Below are 23,392 nucleotides of genomic sequence, written 5' to 3'. Positions count from 1 at the left end.
GCCGTGCTGGGACTGCCGCGGATATACTGGGCCGGGGTGATCGCCCTGACCCTGTTTGCGGCGGTTCTCGCGGCTGACCATGCTCTGCCGCCGCCTGTCGAGGCAGGGCATGACGTCTCCACCGTGGTTCGGGACAGGGACGGGCAGGTGCTGCGGGCCTTTCCGGTCGCTGACGGCCGCTGGCGGCTTGAAGCCGATCTGGACGGCATCGATCCGGATTTCGTCGAGGCCCTGCTGGCCTATGAGGATGCGCGCTTCTACCAGCATTCCGGCGTCGATCCGCTGGCGCTGGTGCGTGCGGCGCGGGACAGCGCCCTGGCCGGCCGCATCGTGTCCGGGGGCTCGACCCTGACCATGCAGCTTGCCCGCCTGATCGAGCCGCGCGAGCGGACGGTCGGCGCCAAGATCATCCAGATCCTGCGGGCCTGGCAGCTGGAGCTGCGCTATTCCAAACGCGAAATCCTCGAACTCTATCTCACACTGGCGCCTTATGGCGGCAATCTGGAGGGCGTCCGGGCGGCCAGCTGGGCTTATTTCGGGCGCGAGCCCGACGCGCTCACCATCGAGCAGATCGCCTTGCTGATCGCCTTGCCGCAATCACCCGAAGCGCGGCGTCCGGACCGTCGTCCCGACAATGCGGTGCTGGCGCGCGGGCGGGTACTGGATCGTCTGGCGGAGGTGGGGCTGGCGCGTGCGGATGCATCCGCCGATGCCGCTTTCGATCCGGCGCCGGGGCGCCAGGACTTCCCGGCCGATGCCTGGCATGCGGCCGATGCCCTGCGCCGGGCGGCCGGGCCCGGAGAGGCGGACATCGTTTCCACCCTCGATACCCACCTCCAGGCAATGCTGCAGGAAGAACTGGCGCTGGCAGCCCGGGAAACCGGACCGGACGTGCAGTTCGCCGCCATGCTCGTGGAGACGCAGACGCGGGCCGTGCGGGCGATGGCGGGGTCGGCCAGCCGGGCGCGCCCCGGCGGCTGGATCGATCTGACCGACCGGCCGCGTTCTCCCGGCTCGACACTGAAACCCTTCATCTACGGCATGGCGTTCGACGATGGTCTGGCCGCCGGCGGGACACGCATTTCAGACCTGCCGCGCCGGTTTGCCGGCTACCGGCCGGACAATTTCGACCGGCGTTTCCGCGGCGATGTCACGATTGCCGAAGCGCTGCAGCACTCGCTGAACGTCCCGGCTGTCACGGCGCTGGACGGGGTAGGCGCGCGCCGCTTCAACGCTGCGCTGACTTTCGCTGGTGCCCATCCGGAACGTCCGCGCACGGCGGGAGCGGACAGCGGGCTCGCCGTGGCTCTGGGCGGAGCCGGGCTGACCTTGCGCCAGCTGGCGGTGCTCTATGCAGCCCTGGGCGATGAGGGCGTCGCGCGTCCGCTGCGCTGGCGCGAAGACGATCCGGCGGCTGAAGACGGCTATGCCGTGCTGGGCGCGGAATCGGCGGCGGAAGTGCTCGATATCCTGCGCCGGGCGCCGCATCCGGGCGGGCGCATGCCGGCTTCGCTGGCGCGCGGGGCACCGGACATCGCCTTCAAGACGGGCACATCCTATGGCTTCCGGGACGCCTGGGCGGCCGGCGTGACCGGACGCTACACCCTCGTGGTCTGGACCGGCCGGGCAGACGGTGCGCCGCGGGAGGGGATTACCGGCCGTGAAGGCGCCCTGCCGCTGCTGTTCCGCCTGGCAGACGGTCTGGAGCGTATCGAGCCGGGCTCTGTCTCGCGGGCGGAAGACCGGGCGCCGGTGCCGGACGTTCCGGGTACGCTGGCGCAATACCGCACCGACCCGGCACCGCACATCCTCTTCCCGCCGGATGGAGCCGAGGTCTGGTCGGAAGGCGAGGGGCGCGGCTTTGTCCTGGCGGCCCAGGCGCGCGGTGCACTGGACTGGTATGCCGATGGGGAGCCGGTTGACCGCAATGCGCTGGGCGAACCGGTCTGGGTGCCGCCGGGGCCGGGCTTCTATGCCGTTACGGCGGTTGATGAATCCGGCCGGATGGCGCAGTCCCGCGTGCGCATCCGCACGGGCGGCTGAGCAGCCCCGGAGCGTCTTCAGGCTTGCGCCGGGCGGCGCGAATGGCAAAGCTGAAACCAACTGATTTGGGGAGATTTCATCATGCTGCGATCTGTTCTGCCGGCGGCCTCTGCCGCGGTTCTTCTGACCCTGTCTCCGGTCCTGGCGGAGGACGGAAACTGGGCGCTTGTCGTGCATGGCGGGGCCGGTGTGATCGAGCGTGAAAGCATGACGCCGGAGACCGATGCCGCCTATCGCGCAGCCATGCATGCGGCGCTGGAGCGTGGCGAGGCGGTGCTGTCGCAGGGCGGCAGTGCGCTGGATGCGATCGAGGCGGTGATCCACGGTCTCGAGGACGATCCCATGTTCAATGCCGGACGCGGTGCCGTGTTCACGGCGGCCGGGCGCAATGAGCTCGACGCCTCGATCATGGACGGGGCGACCCTTCAGGCCGGCGCTGTCGCAGGCGTCACACAGGTGCGACATCCGATCACCCTTGCGCGTACAGTGATGCAACATTCGCGTCACGTCATGTTGCAAAGCGAGGGCGCGGAGACTTTCGCGCGGGAGCAGGGGCTGGAAATGGTCGAGCCGGCCTGGTTCTTCACCGAACGCCGCTGGGCGGCGCTGGAACGTTCGCTCGGCCGCGACGGTCTGGAGATTCCGCCGCGTCCGGAAGGCGCGCCGGATCCGGAACCGGTCCAGGAGGGCCTGCTCGAGCGCGATGCGCTGGAACACCGTTTCGGCACGGTCGGTGTGGTCGCACTGGACGAGGCCGGCAATATCGCGGCGGGCACCTCGACGGGCGGCACGACGGCGAAGCGCTGGGGCCGGGTCGGCGACAGCCCGATCATCGGCGCGGGCACCTATGCCAATAATGACAGCTGCGGCGTCTCGGCGACGGGCACGGGCGAGTATTTCATCCGCCTGACCGTGGCCAGCCGCATCTGTGCGCTGGTCGAGATGCAGGGCCTCACCCTGCAGGAAGCGTCCGACCAGGTGATCCAGCAAGAGCTGACGGATCTGGGCGGCGATGGCGGCATCATCGCGCTGACGGCTGAGGGCGATATCGCCTGGAGCTTCAACACGCCGGGCATGTACCGCGCCCGCCTGAGCGAAGGCGGCGAGCCGGTGGTGGCGATCTACGGCGACGAGGAATGACGGTGACGGGCGGCAGCGCCGCGCCGCAGATCACGGTCAACCGGCTCTTCGCCACCCCCCTGATCGAGGTGCGTCTGCCCGGCGCCGACCGTCTGGTCTCGGAACTGAAACGGACGATCCTGGCGCGGCGGGCCGCCTCGCCGGGCGTGCGGCGCTCGAATATCCATGGCTGGCATTCCGATATCGAGATGCTGGACTGGGGCGGCGAGGCGGCGATCGAGCTGGCGCGCGAGACGATGCAGGTCTGCGGCCGTTTCACCTCGGACGTGAACGCCGCCCAGGGCCGCTCGCGCTATGAAATGGGCATGGAGATGTGGGCCAATGTCTCGCCCGCCGGCGCGTCCAACCAGATGCATGCCCATCCCGGCTCCTTCTGGTCGGCCAGCTTCTACATCGACGATGGCGGCGATGCCGAGGACGGTTTCTTCGTCGCCCAGGATCCGCGCTTCCCGATGATCCGCATGACCGCCCCCGACCTCGTCTTCACCGACGAGACCGGCGAAAAACAGATGTCCCAGTTCCGCGTCCGCCCCGAGCCCGGCAAGCTGGTCATCTTCCCGTCCTGGCTCATGCACGCCGTCCGCCCCCACAAGGGCCCGCGAGAGCGGATCTCCGTGGCGATGAATGTGCTGGCCTTGCCGGCAGGAGCGCCGCCGGAGGGGTAGGGGGCGCCAGAATGCCGTACTGATAGTCCACTAGGTCGTGCGAGCAACTAGTCTAGGCTGTACCGTTTAAAGGTAGCTCTCACTATGAGATCGACCCCAACATTCCTCGGTGTGTTGTTCGATTTTCGTGCATCATCTCACAATCCCAAAAAATGGCCGACGCAGAGTTCCGCGTCGGCCATTAGTCGAAGGGGAGAACCGTGAGTGCGCTCAGCGCGTCCACGGTGCGGGACGTTCCGGCGTGAACGGACGCATCGGACGCTCCACAGGTGGCGTGTAAGGCCGGAAAGGGCGCGGCTCAGGCCGCGACGGAAGTTCCGGCACATTCGGACGGTTCGGAATGTTCGCCATAGTACTTCCCCTAGCGCTTGCTGTCGGGAGTCCGACGGACCGGAACCCAGCCGGAGCCGGGCGTCGTGGTCGGCGGAAGCCGCGTATTATCCGGAACGGTCGCATAGTTGGGGCGGCGACCGCCGCGCGGGCCGACCTCCTGATAGATGCCGCCATTGCGGCCGGTATTTGATCCAGGCGTCTTGGCCATGGGTCTTTTCCTTTTTTTCGCCGACTGAACACCATGCCCAGCCCTTTGGCGAAGGCGACTATGGATGAGATTCGTTCATGTTGCAATCGCCAACATTAACATGATTGTTTAGCAAACATTATGTTTGGCATATTGACATGTGTGTGCGCGTAGTTCACAGCTTCTCGATGACACAAGAGGCACTGAATCGGGCTATCGGCAAGGCGCTGGCGGATCGACGGCGCGCGGCCGGAATGCGGCAAGCGGATGTTGCGCAGAGCGTTGGGATATCTCGCTCTTCACTCGCCAACATTGAGAAGGGCCGCCAAGCGCTATCAATCTTTCTACTCTATCAGGTTGCTGATGCACTTGATGTTGGCGATCCGCGTACGTTGCTGCCGAGGAGTATTCCTTCTAGCCGCAAGAAGGATGCGGAGGTGGTGAATATTCCGATAGGTGAGGCTTCAGCAGCATTGTCAGATGAAGAACTTGCCGAGGTTACCGCTATTGTTTCAAAGACCGTCGGCTGACGGTAGAGGCCATTTATGGGAATAAAAATTGACCAGGCGCGTCAACGCGCCAAAGAGCTTCTCAGCGAATGCGGCATAGAGCGGGTTCCCACTCCCCTTGCACGGCTCGCTAGAAAGCTCGGCATCCGTGTCGACTACACACCGCTTGATGATGCGCTGTCGGGTATGGCGTTTATCAAGGATGGCCAGAAGCTCGTTTGGGTAAACTCACTTCACCATCCCAATCGGCAGCGCTTCACCCTCGCCCATGAAATTGGCCATCACGTGCTCCATGCGAATGAGCTCGAAGCCGGTGTTCATGTCGACAAAGGAATGCTGCGACGAGACGCCGTCTCCACGCAAGGTACTGAACTTATTGAAATCCAAGCAAACAATTTTGCTTCGGAGTTACTTATGCCGGAAGAGCGGTTGCGGACACTGGTTGGTGAGGGCGTCAATCTCGAGGACGAAGCTCGCATGGCCGCACTTGCAGCGAAATTCCAAGTGAGCACCGCAGCCCTGCAATACAGACTCCTCCGGTAGAGAAGACCGAGTCGGAGAAGAGCATGGCGTTCATTTTCTACGACACCGAGACGACAGGAATTGACCGGCACTTCGACCAAATCCTGCAATTTGCGGCCATCCGAACCGATGAAGAATTCAACGAAATTGACCGCATAGAGCGCCGATGCCGGCTAAGGCCCTTCGCTATCCCGGCACCCGGTGCTCTGGCCGTGACAGGTGTCTCGATTGAACAATGCCTCAACGCAACTCATCCCACCTACTATGAAATGGTGAGTGAGCTTCAGTCTGCCCTAAGCGAATGGTCTCCGTCAGTCTTTGCTGGCTGGAATACGATCCGCTTCGATGAGGAACTATTTCGGCAGGCTCTATACCAAAACCTCTATCCCCCCTTTCTCACCAACACGAACGGCAACGCTAGAGCCGATATATTGACTCTGGCACAAGCTGTCGCATTGGACCTACCAGATGCTCTTATTGTGCCGCGCAACCCTCGTGGCAGACCATCCTTCAAACTAGACCAACTGGCACCTGCGAATGGATTCGCGCACGAAAATGCCCACGACGCGATAGCGGATGTGGAGGCAACGATCTTCATTGCCCGCTTGTTGAGAGAGAGAGCGCCAGAGCACTGGTCTAATCTCATGAGATTTGCCAATAAGCGATCAACGATCGCCTTTCTGCAAACTGAACCTTTCGTAGTCGCCACCGAAGCATATTTCGGAAAACTGTCCCAGTACGCCCTTGCGCCTATTGGCTCGAACCCGGATATTGACAGTGAGTTCTATTGCCTTGACATCACTAACGACCCAGTCTCCCTGGGCTCGCTGAGCGATGCAGCCCTCCGAGCATTACTCTTGCGGTCTCCCAAGCCTGTTCGCCGAATAAAAGCGAACCAGTCACCGAGTCTAAAGTCCTGGGAAGAAATCGATAGCTTTTCTGGGCTCGACGTTGATGAGCTTCTTGACCGCGCCGAAGCGCTACAACGCGATGAAGATCTAAAAAATCGTCTGCTCCAGACAGCGCTGGAGCTAGCTTCAGTCGAATATGAGCAAATCCACATCGAACAGCAGATCTATGGGGGTTTTCCATCGAAAGCAGACCAGCAGTTGATGGACAGATTTCATCGTGCCCCTTGGACTGAGAGGGAGGCCGTTGTTGCGCAATTTGGGGATCCTAGGCTTCGAGAGCTGGGCCGCCGCCTACTTGGGGAACACGCGCACGATATCTGCTCAACTGAGGTCCGAGATTATTTCCAGACACTGCTTCACGCGCGGTTGACGGGAAGTGGTAGTGACGTCCCATGGCGAACAATTGCCAAAGCCCGTGAAGAACTTGAAGAGGCTAGTCAAACACACCCCCAAGCATCAGCGATCCTAGAGGGTTTTGAGCGGTATCTCGACGGCCTAGAGGAGCGCGTAGCGTCCGGTTGCTAGTGCTGGTGGGCGCTTTGCCGTCGGTACGAGCGTTTGGTCTGGTTTGGCCCGTCAGGCCAAGTACTCACGATATTGTGCAGGCTAGAGTTTCCAGCGTACTCCCCCTCACAAAATCGAGGCCTCCCCCCGCGTGAAATACGCCCCGTCCGCCTGCATCTGCGCGATGATGTGGTCGAAGGCTGCGCGTACCCGGGCGCTCTTGCGCACCGTTTCGTGGGCGACGACCCAGAGGTCCAGCGAGGACTCGAAGTCCGGCAACAGGCGTTCCAGGTTGGGGTTGCGCCGGGCGAGGCGGTGGGAGGTGACGCCGACGCCGAAGCCGGCCTCGATGCCCATGACGTGGCTGGCCGGGGAGTTGGCCTTCATCGAGACGTGGCGGGGCAGGACGGGGGCGCCGTCGGCATTGGCCGGCCAGCCGAAATAATCGCCCATCGACCAGCCGACACAGGCATGGTCGGCGAGATCCTCGACCTGTTCGGGGCGTCCGTGCAGGTCGAGATAGTCCTTCGAGGCGTAGAGGCCCGCGCCGACCGTGGCGCCGCGGCGGCCGATCAGGCTCTGCTGTGTGCCCGGACCGTTCCAGCGCAGCGCGATATCGGCTTCGCGGTCGGCCAGATTGGCGGAATTGTTCTTGATCGCGATCTCGATGCCGATGCCCGGATTGGCGCGCTGGAAGGAGACGAGGGCGCGCGGCAGCCAGTCGGCGCCGATGCCTTCGGAGGCGGAGACCACGACCAGGCCCGACAGGGACTGGTCCTGGGCGATCACGGCGCGTTCGATGGCCGAGGCCTCGTCGCGCATGCGCTTGGCATGTGCGATAACCTTCTGACCGAGCGGGGTGAGCCGTGACTGGCCGTTCTCGCGCTCGAAAACGGGCTCGCCGAATCGGCGTTCCAGCGCCTGCAGGCGCCGGGTCACGGTGGGTTGGCTGACGCCCAGCTGATACGCCGCGGCGGTCAGGCTGCCGGCCTCGGAAATGGCCAGGCAGACAAGATAATCGGACCAGTCATCCATACGAATATGTATTCCGGCGATCCTGAATTCGTCAATTCCATTCGCATAACTTCGTTCTAAATCTGAACGCTGTTTACGAGGATGGCGCGGCTTCCCAGCGGAGCGGCGCCGTCTGCCAATCTTGAATGGTCGCGCGACCTGGAGAACGGACCGGAGCCCGTTCTGTCCCTGACGGACACCCCCGAAGGGTCGCGCTTGTTGAGGGAGTGACCATGCGCTCTGTGTTTCTCGCGGCGGCCCTGGCGGCCGTGTCTTCGTCGGCGGCCCTGGCCCAGTCCTGCGATGCCGAACCGCAATTTGCCGCCCACCGCACCGCCAACGGCGTGATCCGTGCGCAGTACAATGCGGTGAGCCGCGGCGAGTGGCCGGAAGCCATCCATTTCGGCGAGGAAGTCGTCGCCGGTTCCGGCGCGCCGGGTCACAAGGTGGCCGCCCACACCAATCTGTGCGCCGCCTACGCCGCCACCGGCGAGTACGAGCTGGCGATCGCGGCCTGCGATGCAGCCATCGAGATGCGCGACGATGCCTGGCGCGCGATGAATAATCGTGGCGTGGCCCTGTGGCTGTCCGGTGACCGCGCGGCCGCTGTCGAGGCGTTCCAGGCGGCGAACGCGGCCTCGTCCGGCGAGGACGAGGTCGAGGCCAATCTGGCCATGGCTCAGTGCACGACTGCCGGGTAATCCTCCCAGACTGCCAGGGCGAAATGCACCACACTGGAGGCCGGTCCCGTTCGCGGGGCCGGCCTTTTTTGCCTGCGGCTGCGGGTTCCCGTTGCTTGCGATTGCAACTAGAACCGCTGGCAAAGATGCCCGCTGAGGGGCCCAGTCATCGCGGGAGGTGTTCATGTCGTTTCAGCCGCCGGAAACCCTGATCTCGGGATATCACCGCTTCAAGGATGGCCGGTTCCGGGTCGAGCGGGCGCATTATGCCGAGCTTGCCGACGGGCAGACGCCGCACACGCTGGTGATCGCCTGTTCGGACAGCCGGGTCGATCCGGCCGCGATTTTCGATGCCGCGCCGGGCGAGCTGTTCGTGGTGCGCAATGTCGCCAATCTGGTCCCGCCGGCGGAAGAGGGCGGGGGCCTGCACGGCGTTTCCGCGGCGCTGGAGTTTGCGGTGAAAGTGCTCAAGGTCAAGGGCGTGCTGGTCATGGGCCATGGCGATTGCGGCGGCGTGAAAGCCTGTGCCACAGGCCTCGACGGCCTGCCCAACACCTATCTGGGTCCCTGGCTGAGCACGATGGAGCCGGCGCGGGCCGAGGTGAGCGGCGAGCTGGGCGATGCGCCGCTGGCCGAGATCGCCGACACGCTGGAGCTGGTCTCGATCCGCCATTCCCTGGAGCGTCTGAAGCAATTCCCCTTCGTGCGCGAGGCGATCGAACAGCGCGGTCTGGAGCTTCACGGCGCCCGTTTCTCCATTCATGACGGTATTCTGGAATGGCTGGGCGAGGACGGCGCGTTCGGCGCGGTCTGAGACCGGCAGGCAGGGAGCAGGATTTGACGGACACGGTAACGCCGGACGCGCTGTGGTTCCCCGATGCGCTGGATGCGCAGAACCGGGCGGTGCGGCTGTGCGAGGCCACGCGTGACAGTCTCGCCGATACCGCCTTCCTGGACGAGCGCTGGGACCGCACCGGCTGCCGCACCCGGGGGGTGCCGCTGAGCGAGCTGCCGCAGCCGGACAAGCCGGCCGCGCCGGTCTTCATCTGGCATACCGCCTTTTGCTGCTCGACCCTGCTGGCGCGCTGTCTCGACCGGCCGGGCGTCAATCTGAGCCTGAAAGAGCCGGCGGCCCTGATGGAGCTGGCCAACATCAAGCGGCGCGAGGGCCGGGCGGTCTCCGATACCTGGCTGAAACCGGTTGTCGGTGCCCTGAGCCAGCCCTTTGCCGGCGAGGCCCATGTCACGATCAAGCCGACCAATACGGTCAACAACCTGATCGGCGACGTGGTGCGCCTCTTCCCGGACAGCCGCCATCTCTTCCTCACCTCCCAGCTGCGCGCCTTCCTGATCTCCATCGCCAAGAAGGGCGAGGCGGGACGGGCCTTTGCGCGGCGGCTGTTCACGATCTTTGCCATGGACGGGCATCCGGTCGCGCGCACCGACCCGCGTCAGCTGATGCAGATGTCCGACCTGCAGATCGCCGCCCTCGTCTGGCAGATGCAGGTCGCGGCCATGCTGGAAGCACGCGCCCAGGGCGCAGCGGATCGCTTCGCCTGGCTCGACGGCGATGCCTTCGTCGCGGCGCCGGAACAGGGGCTGACGGCTGTCGACGCCTTTTTCGGGCTGGAGCTGGGCGCCGAGCATATCGCCGCCACCGCGTCCGGGCCGCTCTTCACCCGCGATGCCAAGGATACGGGGCAGGCGCATGGCCCGGATCGCCGCCGCGCCGAGGCCGAACGCTTCGCGGAACAATTGGGGCCGGAGCTCGACGCCATCGTCGATTGGAGCTACGGCGTATTCCCGCAATCCCCGCGCGACGGGCGCCTGCCCGGCGCGCTGGTCTAGCGCCGGACCGCTCCCGCAGAGGGGCGGCCGGTATCCACGAAACCGAAGGAAAGACCGATCATGAAACTCGCAACGCTCAAGTCGGACAGCCGTGACGGCCGTCTGGTCGTCGTCTCGAAGGATCTGGCCTGGTGCGCCGATGCCACCCGCATCGCGCCGACGCTGCAGGCTGCCCTGGACGACTGGGAGCGATGCGAGGGCGAGCTGCGCACGCTGTCCGACGAGCTGGAGCGCGAGACCATCCCGCGCGAGCGCTTCCACGAGCGCGAGGCCCTGTCGCCGCTGCCGCGGGCTTTCCAGTGGGCCGACGGCTCGGCCTACGTCAATCACGTCGAACTGGTGCGCAAGGCGCGCGGGGCGGAAATGCCGGCCAGCTTCTGGACCGACCCGCTGATGTATCAGGGCGGATCCGATGCCTTCCTGGCGCCGCGCGGCGATATCCCGCTGGGCGACACCGCCTGGGGCTGCGACATGGAAGGCGAGGTCGCCGTGATCACCGGCGATGCGCCGATGGGCTGCTCGGTCGAGGAGGCCGAGAAGGCGATCCGTCTGGTCATGCTGGTCAATGATGTCTCGCTGCGCGGCCTGATCCCGGCCGAGCTGGGCAAGGGGTTCGGCTTCTTCCAGTCCAAGCCGCCCAGCGCCTTCTCGCCGGTCGCTGTGACGCCGGACGAGCTGGGCGAGGCCTGGGACGGCAGGAAGCTGCATCTGCCGCTGCTGGTGAAATACAATGGCGAACCCTTCGGCAAGGCCGAGTGCGGCGTCGACATGACGTTCGACTTCCCGCAGCTGATCGCCCACCTGGCCAGGACGCGCCCGGTGACCGCCGGCACGATTGTCGGCTCGGGCACGGTCTCCAACAAGCTGGACGACGGTCCCGGCAAGCCGATCTCGCAAGGCGGGGTGGGCTATTCCTGCATCGCCGAGATCCGCATGATCGAGACCATCGAGAGCGGCGAACCGAAAACCCCCTTCATGAATTACGGCGACACGGTGCGCATCGAGATGAAGGACAAGACCGGCCACTCCATCTTCGGCGCCATCGAACAGGAAGTGGTCAAGGCGTAGGGGCTGTCGGCAAGGCTTCCCCTGCGTGAGCGGGGGAAGTGGCCGATCCCGGCCCCGGGCCGGGTGAGGTCGAAGGGGGTGAGTGTATGTGCGCTGACGCGCTCTGCGCCGCTTCGCGCCGCCCCCTCAGTCCGCTGACGCGGACAGCTCCCCCGCAAACGGGGCGAGCCCTTGGTGCTGCTGCACCGCGCTTCTTCCATACCGCAGATCGCAAGGCTAACCTTTCCGCATGAATATGTGGCGGGACAGGCATACCCTGTCTTTAAATCCATGGCGGGAGAGATGCGGTGAGTGCGATCCGGGACTATGTGCAGCAGCCCTTCGGCACCTTCACCGGGCTGTTCGCCCTGCAGGTGGCGGCCGATCCCGAAAAGACCGCGGTGCTCTGCGGCGATGCGGGCATCTCCTATCGCGAACTTGATGCGCGGGCCGACCGGATCGCGGCGGCGCTGCAGCGCGACGGGGTGAAGCCCGGCGGCGCGGTGGCGATCTGTGCCTCGGCCTCGATCGACTATGTCGCCGTTTTCATCGCAACGCTGCGGACAGGCGCGGCCGTCGCGCCGCTCTCTCCCTCGGCCACGGCCGAACAGCTCGCCGGCATGATCGCCGATTGCGGGGCAAGCCATATCTTCACCGATGCAGCGGTCTCGGCGCATCTGGCACCGGTCGCGGCGGGCGTCGGGGCAGACTTCATCGCGCTGACAGAGGGCGCGCGGGGCGCTCCGCTGGAGGGCTGGATGGCACCGGAGGGCGCCCGGCCGGAGCCGGTCGGGATCACGCCGGACATGGCTTTCAACATCATCTATTCCTCGGGCACGACCGGCACGCCCAAGGGGATCGTGCAATCGCACCGCATGCGCTGGCCGCACAACCAGCTGACCGATCCGCCGGGGTTCGGTCCCGATGCGGTAGGGCTGGTGTCGACGCCGCTTTATTCCAACACCACGCTGGTTGCCTTCCTGCCGGCCCTGGCGGGCGGCGGCACCGTCGTGCTGATGCCGAAATTCGACGCGCGGGGCTTTCTGGAACTGGCCCAGCAGCACCGGGCGACCCATGCCATGCTGGTGCCGGTACAGTATCAGCGCATCCTGGCAGTGGAGGATTTCGACGCCTTCGACCTGTCGGCCTTCCGCCTGAAATACTGCACCTCCGCGCCGTTCTCTGCGGAGCTGAAGGCCGAGGTGCTGCGCCGCTGGCCGGGCGGTCTGATCGAGTTCTACGGCATGACCGAGGGCGGCGGTTCCTGTGTCCTCGTTGCCCACGAACATCCGGACAAGCTGCACACGGTGGGCAAGGCGATGCCCGGTCACGATATCCGCGTCATCGGACCGGACGGGCGCGAATTGCCGCCGGGCGAGGTGGGCGAGGTTGTCGGCCGTTCGGGCTCGATGATGACCGGCTATCACGGCCGGCCGGACAAGACGCGCGAGGCGGAATGGATCTCGCCGCAGGGCGAGCGTTTCATCCGCACGGGCGATCTGGCGAAGATGGATGCAGACGGCTTCTTCACCATCGCCGGCCGCGCCAAGGACATGATCATCTCCGGCGGCATGAATATCTATCCGGCGGACCTGGAAGCCGTGCTGATGGAGCACGCCGCCGTGGCCGACGCGTCTGTGGTCGGCGTGCCGTCAAAGGACTGGGGCGAGACGCCGGTGGCCTTCGTGTGCCTGTCGGCACCGGACGCAGCCAGCGCGGACGAACTCCTCGCCTGGGCGAATGCGAAGCTTGGCAAGATGCAGCGCCTCGCCGATCTGCGCATCATCGACGAACTGCCCCGCAGCGCCATCGGCAAGGTGCTGAAGCGCGAATTGCAGGCGGGGTATGCCGCGGCGGGGTGAGGCGGGGTTGAAGATGCGGCCCACTGTCATCCCGGCGAAGAAAAGCTGATCTGTCATCCCGGATGGACGCCCCGCGCAGGCGGGGCGCAGGTCCGGGACCCATAGTCCCGGTCCCCATCCATTTGTTCGCGCTATCCAGCTTGCTTCCGGCCGACGCCGGCGTTTATGGGTCCCGGCGCTCCAGCCCGCCTGGGCGGGCTATCCGGCCGGGATGACACCGTGTGTGTATCGAATTAGTGCGCGCTCTCCGGTCCCGCGCGCAGGGTGTAGCGTTCGCCGTCGAAGCCTTCGAAGGCTTCGGGCACCTGCGGGTGGCTGACCGGGCCGTTCTCGGCATCCGGGATCAGGTTTCCTTCCGAGACATAGGCGCCGTAATAGCTTTCCTCGTTCTCGGCCAGCAGATGGTAGAAAGGCTGGTCCCTGGACGGACGGATATCCTCCGGGATGGACTGGTACCATTCCTCGGTGTTGGCGAATTCCGGATCGACATCCACCACCACGCCCCGGAAGGGGAAAAGGCGGTGCCGAACCACATCGCCGAGGCCGAAACGGGCGTGGCGAATGATCATGGGCGTACTCTGACTCGCGTCCATTAAAGTGTTCATACCCCACCATATGGGGTCTTTCCGGCAATAAGCTACGAAAACACGGGCCATCCGTCACGCATCCTTGCAGGCCGGGGCAGGGAGAGTATTCTGGTTTCGAAACGGTATCAGGCCGATTCGTGTCGCGCCGGCGGGCCCTTGCGGGTTTGTCTCCCGTGTCGGGATCGAGGCGCGCCGGGCGGCGAGAGGACTATCATGGCGGAGCCATCACCCGGGGAACCGGGGAAGGTCGCCGCCGGACGCAAACGGAACCGGCGCAAGCGCGCGCCGTCTCCGGTGTACGGCGCGATCGATCTGGGTACGAATAATTGCCGCATGCTGCTGGCGCACCGCACAGGCAGCGGCTTCCAGGTAATCGACGCCTTTTCGCGGGTCGTGCGCCTGGGCGAGGGCGTGGCCGCCGAGGGCAGGCTGTCCGACGATGCCATGGACCGGGCGGTCGAGGCCCTGAAGATCTGCGCCTCCAAGATCCGCCGTCACAAATCCATCCGCTACCGCTCCATCGCCACCCAGGCCTGCCGCATGGCCGGCAATGGCGAGGAATTTCTGGAGCGCGTGCGCACGGAGACCGGGCTGGAATTCGACCTGATCTCGCCGGAGGAAGAGGCGCGCCTGGCCGTGCATGGCTGTGTCGACCTGCTGGATCCGGAAAAGGATGCCGCGCTGGTGATCGATATCGGCGGCGGCTCGACGGAGCTTTCCTGGGTGGATCTGGCCGAGTGGCGCAAGCGCGGCGGGCCGGAGAGCGGCGGGCGCCCGCCGATGAAGTCCTGGACCTCCACGCCGGTCGGCGTTGTCACCCTGTCCGAACGCTTTCCCGAGCGCGAGGACCGCGAGGCCTGGTATAATGAGATGAAGGCCTATGCCGCCGGTCTCATGAAGACCCCGCGCGGTGCCCGGGCCATGCGGCCGCTGTTCAGTGAGGGGCGGGGGCATCTGGTCGGCACGTCCGGCACGGTGACCTCGATGGCCGGCGTGCACCTGCGCCTGCCGCGCTATGACCGTTCGCGCGTGGACGGGCTGTGGATGTCGGGCGAGGAGGCGCTGGCCGCCTGTGCGCGCCTGCGCAATCTGGATGTCGCGGGCCGGGCGCTGGAACCGACCATCGGTTCGGACCGCGCCGAGCTTGTGCTCGCGGGCTGTGCGATCTACGAGGCGGTTGCAGAGGCCTGGCCGGCGGACCGGCTGCGCGTCGGCGATCGCGGCCTGCGCGAAGGCATGTTGCTGAACCTGATGCGCAAGTCGCGCAAGCGCCGCCGCAAGCGCCGCCGCGACAGTGACGAGACGGATGGCGAAGAATGAGCGACGACGACAGCGACAAGCCCGAAGGCGAGGGCGAAGGTGAGAGCGGCGGGCGCCGCCGGCGCCGGTCCGGCCCCGTCACCAAGGGCGGGGATGCCCGTGCGGCCAAGCAGATGTTCGAGCGCGTCAAGACGGCGCGCGGCCGCAAATCCTCCTCCACCCGCTGGCTGCAACGCCAGCTGAACGACCCTTATGTGAAGAAAGCCCAGATGGAGGGCTATCGCTCGCGCGCGGCCTACAAGCTGATCCAGCTGGACGAGCGCTTCCACCTGTTGCGTCCCGGCATGCGGATTGTCGATCTCGGCTCGGCGCCGGGCGGCTGGGTGCAGGTGGCGCTGAAGAAGGACGCGGCCGAAGTCGTCGGTATCGACCTGCTGGAGATCGAACCCATCGCCGGGGCCACCCTGCTGCAGCACGATTTCTCGGCCGATGACGCGCCGGACCTGGTGAAGGCCGAAATGGGCGGGCCGGCCGATGCGGTGATCTCGGATCTGGCGCCCTGGACGACCGGCCACAAGAAGACCGATCACCTGCGCATTGTCGCCCTGGTCGAATTGGCCGCGCACTTCGCCCTGGAAACCCTCAAGCCTGGCGGCTTCTTCGTCGCCAAGGTCTTCCAGGGCGGCGCCGAAGGCGAACTGCTGGACCTGCTGAAAGCCAATTTCGACAAGGTCCGCCACTTCAAACCTGACGCCAGCCGCTCCGAGAGCGCCGAGACTTTCGTCATCGCGATGGGGTTCCGGGGGCAGCGCGGCGCGGATTGACAGGCGTGCATCTCCGTCTGCCGGGCGGCATCGGAGATATCGGGCATTGCAGACGATCCGCCGGGAAGGTCTGGAATAAAGGGTATTCGAGAGGTCCCGAGGGATCGTCTGCAACCCGGTGAAGCCGATTAAGAAGCCGGCCGATCGTGCCCGCCTCAGCGCCACCCGGTCCGCCTTGCCTGTGCACCGGCGACAGCGGACCGTGGGGTGATTATGCGCGGTATTTGGCAGGTGGGGATAAGATCGGGGTTATCCCCGCAAAACAGGATTTACTCCGGTCGAAGTTTACCGGGGAGGTCTGACCGGGCGTGAAGAAAGTCGACGATGACAATCTCTGCCGGGGCTTCCAGAAAGACGATGAAATGCTCTCCGGCGCGCGCGTAGCGCAGGTCTCCGGTCATTCCGGCATCCACCAGCTGGCGGCAGCTCTGTGAAAAGCGGGTGCCGTCTGCGATCTCATGGCAGCACGCAATGAGATCGGCTTCATAGGCCTCGGCCTGGCGGGGGCCGAAGGTTTTCAGGGTCCAGCGGGCGATATCGACAAGGGAGGCTTCCGCTTGCCGCGTGAGGCGCCAGCTACGGGTCAATCCTTGCTTGCCCGTGCCTGTGCGAAAGCCCGGCGGACGGCGTCTTCGCCGCTGCCGGCGGCGAGCTCGCCGGTCCGGGCCTGCGCGATGCCGGTTTGAAGCCGGTCACGCAGCAGGGCAAGTTCCGCTTCCTCGGCTTCCAGAAGCCGAAGGCCGGCCCGCATGGCTTCCGAGGCATTCTGGAAGCGTCCTGATGCCACCAGCCGGTCAATCAGGCCGGACTGGGCTTCGGTCAGGACGACATTGCGTGTGGCCATGAGGCGCTCCTTTGTCAGTGTGGCAATATATGCCAATGCGGGGCCGGGCGGCAACATGCGGCAAATCCCTGCCGGGTGCCGGCCTCGCCAAATGCGACAATTCCGCGATGTCGCACCCCGCCCCCTTGCCACTCTGTCGAATCCGGACTAAAGCCGCGCCGCAAGCAGCAGAAAGGAGTCTCCCATGGAGATTCGCGAAGGTCTCACCTTCGACGACGTGCTCTTGCAGCCCGGCCCGTCCGAAGTTCTCCCCGCCGACGCCAATGTGTCCACCCGCATCGCCAGCGATGTCGGGCTGAACATTCCCGTGATGGCCGCCGCCATGGACACCGTGTCCGAAAGCGGCATGGCGATCGCGATGGCCCAGGCCGGCGGCCTGGCGGTGATCCACCGCAATCTCACCATCGCCGAGCAGGCCGAAGAGGTCCGCCGGGTGAAGCGGTTCGAGAGCGGCATGGTGGTCAATCCGGTGACGATCTCGCCGGATGCGACACTCGCCGATCTGCGCGCCCTGATCGCCCAGCACCGGATTTCCGGCATTCCCGTCGTGGAAGGCAATGGCAACGGCCTGCCGGGCAAGCTGGTGGGCATCATCACCAATCGCGATGTGCGCTTTGCCGACGACCCGAACGAGAAGGTCGGCAATCTGATGACGCGCGACGTGGTGACGGTGCGTGAGGGTGCCTCCCAGGACGAGGCGCGCGCCAAGCTGCACAAGCACCGGATCGAACGCCTGCTGGTGGTCGACGACCAGGACCGCTGCATCGGCCTGATCACGGTCAAGGACATGGAAAAGGCCCAGGCCCACCCGATGGCCGCCAAGGACGCCCAGGGGCGTCTGCGCTGCGCGGCGGCCACGACGGTCGGCGATAGCGGTTTCGAGCGCTCTGTGGCCCTGATGGAGGCCGGCGTGGACGTGGTGGTGATCGACACCGCCCACGGCCAGAGCAAGTCGGTGCTCGACCAGGTCACCCGGGTGAAGAAGGCGTCGAATGCCGCCCGCGTGGTGGCCGGCAATGTGGCGACCTATGACGGTGCCAGGGCGCTGATCGATGCCGGTGCGGACTGTGTGAAAGTGGGGATCGGGCCGGGCTCGATCTGCACGACGCGCGTGGTCGCCGGTGTCGGCGTGCCGCAGCTGACGGCGATCATGGATGCCCGCCGCGCCGCGGAAGGCTCCGATGCCTGCATCATCGCCGATGGCGGGATCAAATTCTCCGGCGACATGGCCAAGGCGATCGCCGCCGGCGCACACTGCGTGATGATCGGCTCGCTGCTGGCCGGTACGGAAGAGGCGCCGGGCGAGGTCTTCCTCTATCAGGGCCGGTCCTACAAATCCTATCGCGGCATGGGGTCGCTGGGGGCGATGGCGGCCGGGTCTGCCGACCGTTACTTCCAGAAGGATACCGAGCGCATGAAGCTGGTGCCCGAAGGGATTGAAGGCCAGGTGCCCTACAAGGGCCCGGTCGGTCCGATCCTGCACCAGATGGTGGGCGGTCTGCGCGCGGCGATGGGCTATACCGGCTCGCGCACGATTGCCGATCTGCACAGCCGCGCGCAATTCGTGCGCATTACGAATGCGGGCCTGCGCGAAAGCCATGTGCACGACGTGAAGATCACGCGCGAAGCGCCGAACTACCCGACCACGAGCTAGTATCCTGACACTGCCAAAACCGGTGTATGGCAGCCATCCATCGCGGATGGCTGTCGTTCGCCGGAAAGCCTGCCTAGGGTCGCGCAGGGCCGCCGGACGTGCGGCTGCAAAAGGGGAGTGATGCAATGAACACGGCTTTTCTCTATCCGGTCCTGGTGCAGGTGGCGCTGACCTTCGCGCTGGTGATTGCGACCGGGCTGACCCGGACCGCTGCAATCCGGCGGGGCGAGGTGAAAGTGTCCGAGGTGGCGCTGGGGCAGAAGGCGTGGCCGAAACGGTCGATGCAAGTCTCCAACGCCTACCAGAACCAGCTGGAAACACCGATCCTCTTCTATGCCGGCGTGCTGTTCGCCGGCGTGTTCGGCGTTGCCGGAGATCTCCTGCTCACCCTGGCATGGGTCTGGGTCGGGCTGCGCATCGTGCATGTGGCGATCCACATCACCACCAATCACATGCTGCACCGTTTCGCAGCCTTCCTGGCCAGCGTGCTCGTGCTGGCTGCATTCTGGGTCTTCATGGCCATCGAGGTGCTGACGCGATGATGCAGGACCAGCCGCCGCTCGATCTGTCCAAAGATGTGCTCTTCCTGCTGACCGGCCAGTGGGATGACGCCGATGGCGGACCCTGGCTGTGTGCCGATTGCTGCACGATGGAGGGCGCGCTCGCGGTCAATCCGCACTGGGTGGATGCCATCACCCTGGTGCGTGTCGACTATGCCCGGCCGCGGGCCGGGATTGTCGCCCTGCTGGATGCCGACCATCAGAACGCGCCGACCCTGATTCTCGCAGAAGACACCGTGGCGCACGAGGAGCCGGAGGCCGTGGTGAACGGCCTTCGCATCTTCACCGACCCCAGGACGATCTGCCGCCAGCTTGCCGTCACCCATGGCGGAGCCCGGCCGAGATAATTTCCTCCCCGCCTCGCGGGGAGGGGAACCGCGCCAACGGCGTGGTGGAGGGGCCGCTGCGCGATAGCGCGGCGGTATCTGTGTGGCAGGCACTATTCGCCTTCCTTCGCTTGCGCTACGGAAGGCGCCCCTTCGACCCCTCCGTCGCCTTCGGCTATGGAGGGCCCACTTCCCCGCATTGCGGGGAAGAAAGACAGACAGGATCGCACCCCATGAGAGACGGCGCCCGCATTGCTGCGGCCATTGAAATCCTCGACACGCTGACGCGTCAGCACCAGCCGGTGAAGGACGCCGTGCGCGACTGGGGCAAGGCGCACCGCTTTGCCGGATCCGGCGACCGGGCCTGGATTGCGGGCCTCGTCCTCGACGCGCTGCGGCACCAGGCCTCGATCGCCCATGCAATGGGTGAGGGCTCGGCGCGGGCGCTGGCCCTGGGTACGGTCGGCCGTATCTGGGGATTGTCCGCTGACGAGATCGACGCCCTGTTCGAGGGTGACGAACATGCGCCGGAACCGCTGAGCGAAGCGGAACGGGCCGGCCTTGTCCGCGACATTTCCGATGCGCCGCTCCATGTCCGGGCCGATGTGCCGGAATGGCTGGAAGAGAGCCTGCTGCGCGCCTTCGGCGATGCGGCGGCCGAGGAGGGGCATGCCCTCTCGTCCCGTGCCCCCGTTGATCTCAGAGTGAATGAACTGAAGGCTGATTTCGACAAGGCTTTCAAGGAAGTATCGTCGAAACTCAAAGCGGCCGAAAATACCCCTCTGGTGCGCTCGGGTATTCGCATTGCCCAGCGCGATCCGCGTGGCAAGGCGGCCGCTGCCGAGAGTATTCCCGCCTATGGCAAGGGCTGGGTCGAGGTGCAGGATGCCGGGTCGCAGCTGGCGGCACTGGCGGCAGGAGCCCGGCCCGGCCTGCAAATCCTGGACTATTGCGCCGGTGCAGGCGGCAAGACGCTCGCCCTGTCAGCGCTGCTGATGAATACCGGACAGGTCCATGCCTGGGATCTGGACTGGCGCCGGCTGCGCGCAATCTGGCCGCGCCTGAAGCGGGCCGGGTCGCGCAATGTGCAGGTTCATGATGGTAATGAAGACAAGGCTTTGTCCGAGTTTGTTGAGCGAATGGATGTCGTGTTCTGCGATGCCCCGTGCACCGGAACCGGCACCTGGCGCCGGCGGCCCGATGCGAAATGGCGTCTAAAGCCCGCGGCGCTGGAGACGCGCATGGCCGAGCAGGACACGGTGCTGGAGCGCGCCCGGCGCTATGTGAAGCCCGGCGGCCGTCTGGTCTATGTAACCTGCTCGGTCCTGCCGGAGGAGAATGGCGACCGGATCACCGCCTTCCTCGATCGCACCGACGCGTTCAAACCGGTCCCGGCACTCGATGTGATCGAAGCCAGCGGCCACCTGGCCGACGGCGCCCGCGCGATGCTGGAGCCCTGCGTCGGGGAACACGGCGCCCTGCAGCTCTCGCCCGGCCGGACCGATACCGACGGTTTCTACATCTGCGTGATGGAGCGGACGGGCTAGACTGGCGGCTTTGGCGTCACCCGCTTCATCCTGCCCCTTGATGGGGCAGGGGGACCGCACCGAAGGCGGGGTGGATGGGGTGAGCGCAAGGTGTTTCCGGCTACACACTCAAGCGGCCACTATCGGGTTTCACCCCTTCCGTCCGGCTGCGCCGGACACCTTCCCCATCAAGGGGAAGGATGAGTTGGTCGGCTAGCCGCGCACTTTGCGGCGGCGTCCCGGAGCCGGTGCCGCCACATAGCCCAGCGCATCGAGCCGGCCCCGGATCTCCGGCGTGACCTGTGCGTCGAGCGCCGCGCCGGTGCCGATGCGGCGCTGGGTCAGGGCTGAATTGATCAGGGGCAGGCTGTCGCGCTCCAGCCCCTTGAGCTCCACAGGCCGGCCGGCGAAGTGAAGCATGGCGGGTTCGTAGCCCAGGCCCAGGAAGGCCGTCAGCGCGGTCAGCGTGGCCCTGGGGCGTTTGACCAGATCCTCATAGCGCACCCGGTGGATCCGGCCGGCCAGGGCCTGGTCGGCGCGCAGGCCGATCCCTGTGAGATCGAACCAGTATTTCAGCGCGGCATCGGGCCGGCTGACATGGGGATAGGCCTGGCCGTTGGCATCGCGCCAGTCGCGATCGAGCAGCGATGCGGCGACATCGCGCCCGTCGCGCACGACATGGATGAATTTCGCTTGCGGCAGCAGGCGCCCGAGCTGTTCGAACGCCGCAATATTGAGCGAGGTCTTCTCGATCAGCACGCGGCGCGGATCGGCCGCCAGCGGCACTTCGAACAGGCCCGTCAGCAGACCCGCCATGGCCCGGCGCATATCCTCGGCCTGGAGGTCGAAATCGCGCGCGTGGAGATCGCCCAGCTGGCTGGCAAAGGCCTGCCATTGCATGGCGATGGCCGGCGGCAGGCCGGTATCCGGTCCGCAATGGATGCGGCTGTGCGGCTCGACCAGCCGGCGCAGCAGGGTGAGGCCGGAGCGCGGGCAGCCGCCGGCAAAGACCAGGCGCTGACCGTCGCCGGGGGCGGGGTCAGCCGGCTCAGGCATAGCCGAGCGTACGCAGGACGCGGCCGGCAACGGCGTCGATCTGTGCCAGCTGGCGGTCGTCGAGATCGCGCTGCCAGCGGCCGATTGCGGAGGCGTCGATCGGCTGGGCGACGCGTTCGGCGCTCGATTCGGCAGCGCCGGCATCGCGGTCAAAATGGCGGGCGTGATCGAGGGCACGGGCTTTGGCGGCCTCGTCCTCGCCCAGCTTGTCGAACAGCCGTCCGATCTCGTTCTCCGGATCGGTCACAAGGCGTTCGTAGCGCAGTTCCAGATAGTTCGGATCGTCATGCATCCGGGCGCCGGACTCGATGCTGCGCACCCAGAGTTCGGCTGCCGCCCCGGCGTCCTGCGTGATCGCCATCGGCCGGCCCTGATTGTCGCGCCAGTCCATCGAGAGGAGGGAGGCCACGACATCGCGGCCGTCGCGCACGATCCCGATCAGCGGGCTTTCCGGGAAGAGCCGGCGCAACTGGCTGAAGTGCAGGATGTTGGCTGGCGTCTTCTCGGCCACCCGCGCGCCGGTGCGGGCATGCAGCGGTGACAGCAGGGTATCGATCGTCTTTGCGAACCGGGCGTTCAGCGCGTCTGCGTCGAGGCCATAATCGGCCGAGAGGACATCGAGATGGGAGGTCTCGATCTGCTCTGCCAGGTGGCATAACGCCGGGATGACCCGCATTTCCGGACCGCAGACGATATTGCGACTGGCATTGACGATGGCGCGCAGGAGCGTGGTGCCGGAGCGCGGCGCGCCGCCGATGAAAATCGGAGATTTCCCCACTGCATATTGCATCGCGCCGCATCCCTCGCTGTGACGAGAGTGGGGCGTCTACAATGACGCGTGGCTGTCTTTTAAGTTAAACTAATTCAATGTATTACGGGGATTTAATGGAGGGCTATTCCCGCTCGAACACCAGCGACGCCGTCACCGGTACGACCGGCGTGATCGAGGGCAGGCCGGCCAGGTCCTGGAGCGTGGCGAGACCGTTGGTCAGGCCGAAATCATCGACATGGAGCAGCACCGGTTGCGCGGTCTCCACCAGCACCCGCTCGCCGTTGAGATCGGTCACGGTAACCTCGGTCTCGACCGGCAGGCTGACGCCGTGCAGTTCCAGCGTGCCCTGCAGCAGCAGGGTGGTGCGCTGGCCCGGTTCCAGGCCTTCAAGAGCGGCCAGGTCGATCCGGGCGGTCAGCCGGGCCTGCGGATACTCGCCGGTCTGGAAGAAGTGCTCCCGCATGCGCTCATTGCGGATCTCGATGCCGGTTTCAACGCTGTCCAGCGCGATCAGGAGTTCGGCCGTTCCGTCTTCACCAACCGAACCCGTCAGGTTCGAGAAATGGTGCGACTCGGCAATCTCGCCGGACTTGATGGAGACGAAGCCGACCGAGGAGCTCTCGCCATCGAGCTGCCAGTCATTGCCCTGTGCCGCGGGCTGGGCACAGGCCGCGAGGACGAGGGCGGCGGGAAGAAGGGCTTGGTGAAACCGGCGCAT

General features: G+C 65.7%; 25 protein-coding genes. 17 read left to right on the top strand and 8 right to left on the bottom strand.

Annotated elements, in window-relative coordinates; translation table 11 throughout:
* Positions 1-3: 3 nt before the first annotated feature.
* From pbpC to PKE71_RS14855, 3 genes are all read left to right on the top strand, one after another.
* Complete coding sequence (gene pbpC / locus PKE71_RS14865; protein WP_271187784.1) at positions 4-2,043, top strand: penicillin-binding protein 1C; 2,040 nt, start codon at positions 4-6, stop codon at positions 2,041-2,043.
* 81 nt (positions 2,044-2,124) lie between these two features.
* Entirely contained in the window at positions 2,125-3,183 is a 1,059-nt protein-coding gene (locus PKE71_RS14860) for an isoaspartyl peptidase/L-asparaginase family protein (RefSeq protein WP_271187783.1), read from the top strand.
* Positions 3,180-3,848 carry a TIGR02466 family protein gene (locus PKE71_RS14855; RefSeq protein ID WP_271187782.1) on the top strand — a complete coding sequence of 223 codons (669 nt, stop codon included), beginning with the start codon at positions 3,180-3,182 and terminating at the stop codon, positions 3,846-3,848. Before PKE71_RS14860 ends, PKE71_RS14855 begins: the two co-directional genes overlap by 4 nt.
* A 361-nt stretch (positions 3,849-4,209) precedes the next feature.
* Here the strand turns inward: PKE71_RS14855 and PKE71_RS14850 are convergent, their stop codons facing one another.
* Positions 4,210-4,389, bottom strand: a complete 180-nt coding sequence (locus PKE71_RS14850; protein WP_271187781.1) for a YjzC family protein — start codon at positions 4,387-4,389, stop codon at positions 4,210-4,212.
* A 137-nt stretch (positions 4,390-4,526) separates the two neighbouring features.
* On the opposite strand from PKE71_RS14850, the gene PKE71_RS14845 reads away from it, so the two are divergent.
* The 3 genes from PKE71_RS14845 to PKE71_RS14835 are packed head-to-tail and all read left to right on the top strand — an operon-like array spanning position 4,527 to position 6,835.
* Positions 4,527-4,898 (top strand): helix-turn-helix domain-containing protein, encoded by a 372-nt coding sequence (locus PKE71_RS14845; protein ID WP_271187780.1) that lies wholly within the window; start codon positions 4,527-4,529, stop codon positions 4,896-4,898.
* Positions 4,899-4,913: 15 nt separating this feature from the next.
* Positions 4,914-5,420: an ImmA/IrrE family metallo-endopeptidase gene (locus PKE71_RS14840; protein ID WP_271187779.1), complete on the top strand. Its 507-nt coding sequence runs from the start codon at positions 4,914-4,916 to the stop codon at positions 5,418-5,420.
* A 23-nt stretch (positions 5,421-5,443) separates the two neighbouring features.
* Positions 5,444-6,835: an exonuclease domain-containing protein gene (locus PKE71_RS14835; RefSeq protein WP_271187778.1), complete on the top strand. Its 1,392-nt coding sequence runs from the start codon at positions 5,444-5,446 to the stop codon at positions 6,833-6,835.
* A 105-nt stretch (positions 6,836-6,940) separates the two neighbouring features.
* Here PKE71_RS14835 and PKE71_RS14830 read toward each other — a convergent pair whose 3' ends face one another.
* On the bottom strand, positions 6,941-7,849 hold the full coding sequence (locus PKE71_RS14830) for a LysR family transcriptional regulator (protein ID WP_271187777.1): 909 nt from the start codon (positions 7,847-7,849) through the stop codon (positions 6,941-6,943).
* Positions 7,850-8,061: 212 nt separating this feature from the next.
* Between PKE71_RS14830 and PKE71_RS14825 the strand changes: the two genes are divergently transcribed.
* The 5 genes from PKE71_RS14825 to PKE71_RS14805 all read left to right on the top strand — a co-directional run bounded on the left by PKE71_RS14825 (position 8,062) and on the right by PKE71_RS14805 (position 13,265).
* Positions 8,062-8,529: a tetratricopeptide repeat protein gene (locus tag PKE71_RS14825; RefSeq protein ID WP_271187776.1), complete on the top strand. Its 468-nt coding sequence runs from the start codon at positions 8,062-8,064 to the stop codon at positions 8,527-8,529.
* Positions 8,530-8,692: 163 nt separating this feature from the next.
* Positions 8,693-9,322, top strand: coding sequence for a carbonic anhydrase (locus PKE71_RS14820; protein ID WP_271187775.1), 630 nt, complete (start codon positions 8,693-8,695; stop codon positions 9,320-9,322).
* A 23-nt stretch (positions 9,323-9,345) separates the two neighbouring features.
* Positions 9,346-10,356: a hypothetical protein gene (locus PKE71_RS14815; protein ID WP_271187774.1), complete on the top strand. Its 1,011-nt coding sequence runs from the start codon at positions 9,346-9,348 to the stop codon at positions 10,354-10,356.
* Positions 10,357-10,416: 60 nt separating this feature from the next.
* Positions 10,417-11,424 carry a fumarylacetoacetate hydrolase family protein gene (locus PKE71_RS14810; RefSeq protein ID WP_271187773.1) on the top strand — a complete coding sequence of 336 codons (1,008 nt, stop codon included), beginning with the start codon at positions 10,417-10,419 and terminating at the stop codon, positions 11,422-11,424.
* 287 nt (positions 11,425-11,711) lie between these two features.
* Positions 11,712-13,265: a class I adenylate-forming enzyme family protein gene (locus PKE71_RS14805; RefSeq protein WP_271187772.1), complete on the top strand. Its 1,554-nt coding sequence runs from the start codon at positions 11,712-11,714 to the stop codon at positions 13,263-13,265.
* Positions 13,266-13,498: 233 nt separating this feature from the next.
* On the opposite strand, the gene hspQ is transcribed toward PKE71_RS14805, so the two are convergent.
* The gene (gene hspQ / locus PKE71_RS14800) at positions 13,499-13,834 is read right to left on the bottom strand and encodes a heat shock protein HspQ (protein WP_271187771.1); all 336 of its coding nucleotides are present in this window, start codon (positions 13,832-13,834) and stop codon (positions 13,499-13,501) included.
* Between the two features lie 231 nt (positions 13,835-14,065).
* Here hspQ and PKE71_RS14795 point away from each other — a divergent pair, with 231 nt between their 5' ends.
* Both PKE71_RS14795 and PKE71_RS14790 read left to right on the top strand, forming a co-directional pair.
* Complete coding sequence (locus PKE71_RS14795; protein WP_271187770.1) at positions 14,066-15,172, top strand: Ppx/GppA phosphatase family protein; 1,107 nt, start codon at positions 14,066-14,068, stop codon at positions 15,170-15,172.
* Positions 15,169-15,936 (top strand): RlmE family RNA methyltransferase, encoded by a 768-nt coding sequence (locus PKE71_RS14790; RefSeq protein WP_271187769.1) that lies wholly within the window; start codon positions 15,169-15,171, stop codon positions 15,934-15,936. The genes PKE71_RS14795 and PKE71_RS14790 overlap by 4 nt, the downstream gene beginning before the upstream one ends.
* 269 nt (positions 15,937-16,205) lie before the next feature.
* On the opposite strand, the gene PKE71_RS14785 is transcribed toward PKE71_RS14790, so the two are convergent.
* Together PKE71_RS14785 and PKE71_RS14780 are read right to left on the bottom strand one after the other, a co-directional pair.
* The gene (locus PKE71_RS14785) at positions 16,206-16,523 is read right to left on the bottom strand and encodes a type II toxin-antitoxin system RelE/ParE family toxin (RefSeq protein ID WP_271187768.1); all 318 of its coding nucleotides are present in this window, start codon (positions 16,521-16,523) and stop codon (positions 16,206-16,208) included.
* Positions 16,520-16,780: a type II toxin-antitoxin system ParD family antitoxin gene (locus tag PKE71_RS14780; RefSeq protein ID WP_271187767.1), complete on the bottom strand. Its 261-nt coding sequence runs from the start codon at positions 16,778-16,780 to the stop codon at positions 16,520-16,522. The genes PKE71_RS14785 and PKE71_RS14780 overlap by 4 nt, the downstream gene beginning before the upstream one ends.
* 184 nt (positions 16,781-16,964) lie before the next feature.
* On the opposite strand from PKE71_RS14780, the gene guaB reads away from it, so the two are divergent.
* The 4 genes from guaB (at position 16,965) to PKE71_RS14760 (ending at position 20,867) form a co-directional block, all read left to right on the top strand.
* On the top strand, positions 16,965-18,434 hold the full coding sequence (gene guaB / locus PKE71_RS14775) for an IMP dehydrogenase (protein WP_271187766.1): 1,470 nt from the start codon (positions 16,965-16,967) through the stop codon (positions 18,432-18,434).
* A 125-nt stretch (positions 18,435-18,559) separates the two neighbouring features.
* The gene (locus PKE71_RS14770) at positions 18,560-18,976 is read left to right on the top strand and encodes an MAPEG family protein (RefSeq protein WP_271187765.1); all 417 of its coding nucleotides are present in this window, start codon (positions 18,560-18,562) and stop codon (positions 18,974-18,976) included.
* Complete coding sequence (locus PKE71_RS14765; protein ID WP_271187764.1) at positions 18,973-19,341, top strand: DUF3088 family protein; 369 nt, start codon at positions 18,973-18,975, stop codon at positions 19,339-19,341. The genes PKE71_RS14770 and PKE71_RS14765 overlap by 4 nt, the downstream gene beginning before the upstream one ends.
* 212 nt (positions 19,342-19,553) lie before the next feature.
* Positions 19,554-20,867 (top strand): RsmB/NOP family class I SAM-dependent RNA methyltransferase, encoded by a 1,314-nt coding sequence (locus tag PKE71_RS14760; protein ID WP_271187763.1) that lies wholly within the window; start codon positions 19,554-19,556, stop codon positions 20,865-20,867.
* A 192-nt stretch (positions 20,868-21,059) separates the two neighbouring features.
* Here PKE71_RS14760 and PKE71_RS14755 read toward each other — a convergent pair whose 3' ends face one another.
* The 3 genes from PKE71_RS14755 to PKE71_RS14745 form a co-directional block, all read right to left on the bottom strand.
* Positions 21,060-21,902, bottom strand: coding sequence for a sulfotransferase family protein (locus PKE71_RS14755; RefSeq protein ID WP_271187762.1), 843 nt, complete (start codon positions 21,900-21,902; stop codon positions 21,060-21,062).
* On the bottom strand, positions 21,895-22,692 hold the full coding sequence (locus PKE71_RS14750) for a sulfotransferase family protein (protein WP_271187761.1): 798 nt from the start codon (positions 22,690-22,692) through the stop codon (positions 21,895-21,897). Before PKE71_RS14750 ends, PKE71_RS14755 begins: the two co-directional genes overlap by 8 nt.
* Before the next feature lie 103 nt (positions 22,693-22,795).
* Positions 22,796-23,392, bottom strand: coding sequence for a YceI family protein (locus PKE71_RS14745; RefSeq protein ID WP_271187760.1), 597 nt, complete (start codon positions 23,390-23,392; stop codon positions 22,796-22,798).

Origin of the sequence: Maricaulis virginensis (genome assembly GCF_027922185.1) — a bacterium.
GTDB lineage: Bacteria > Pseudomonadota > Alphaproteobacteria > Caulobacterales > Maricaulaceae > Maricaulis > Maricaulis virginensis.
Note: the sequence above shows the minus strand (reverse complement) of the source record. Positions and strands in the feature narration are given on the sequence as shown.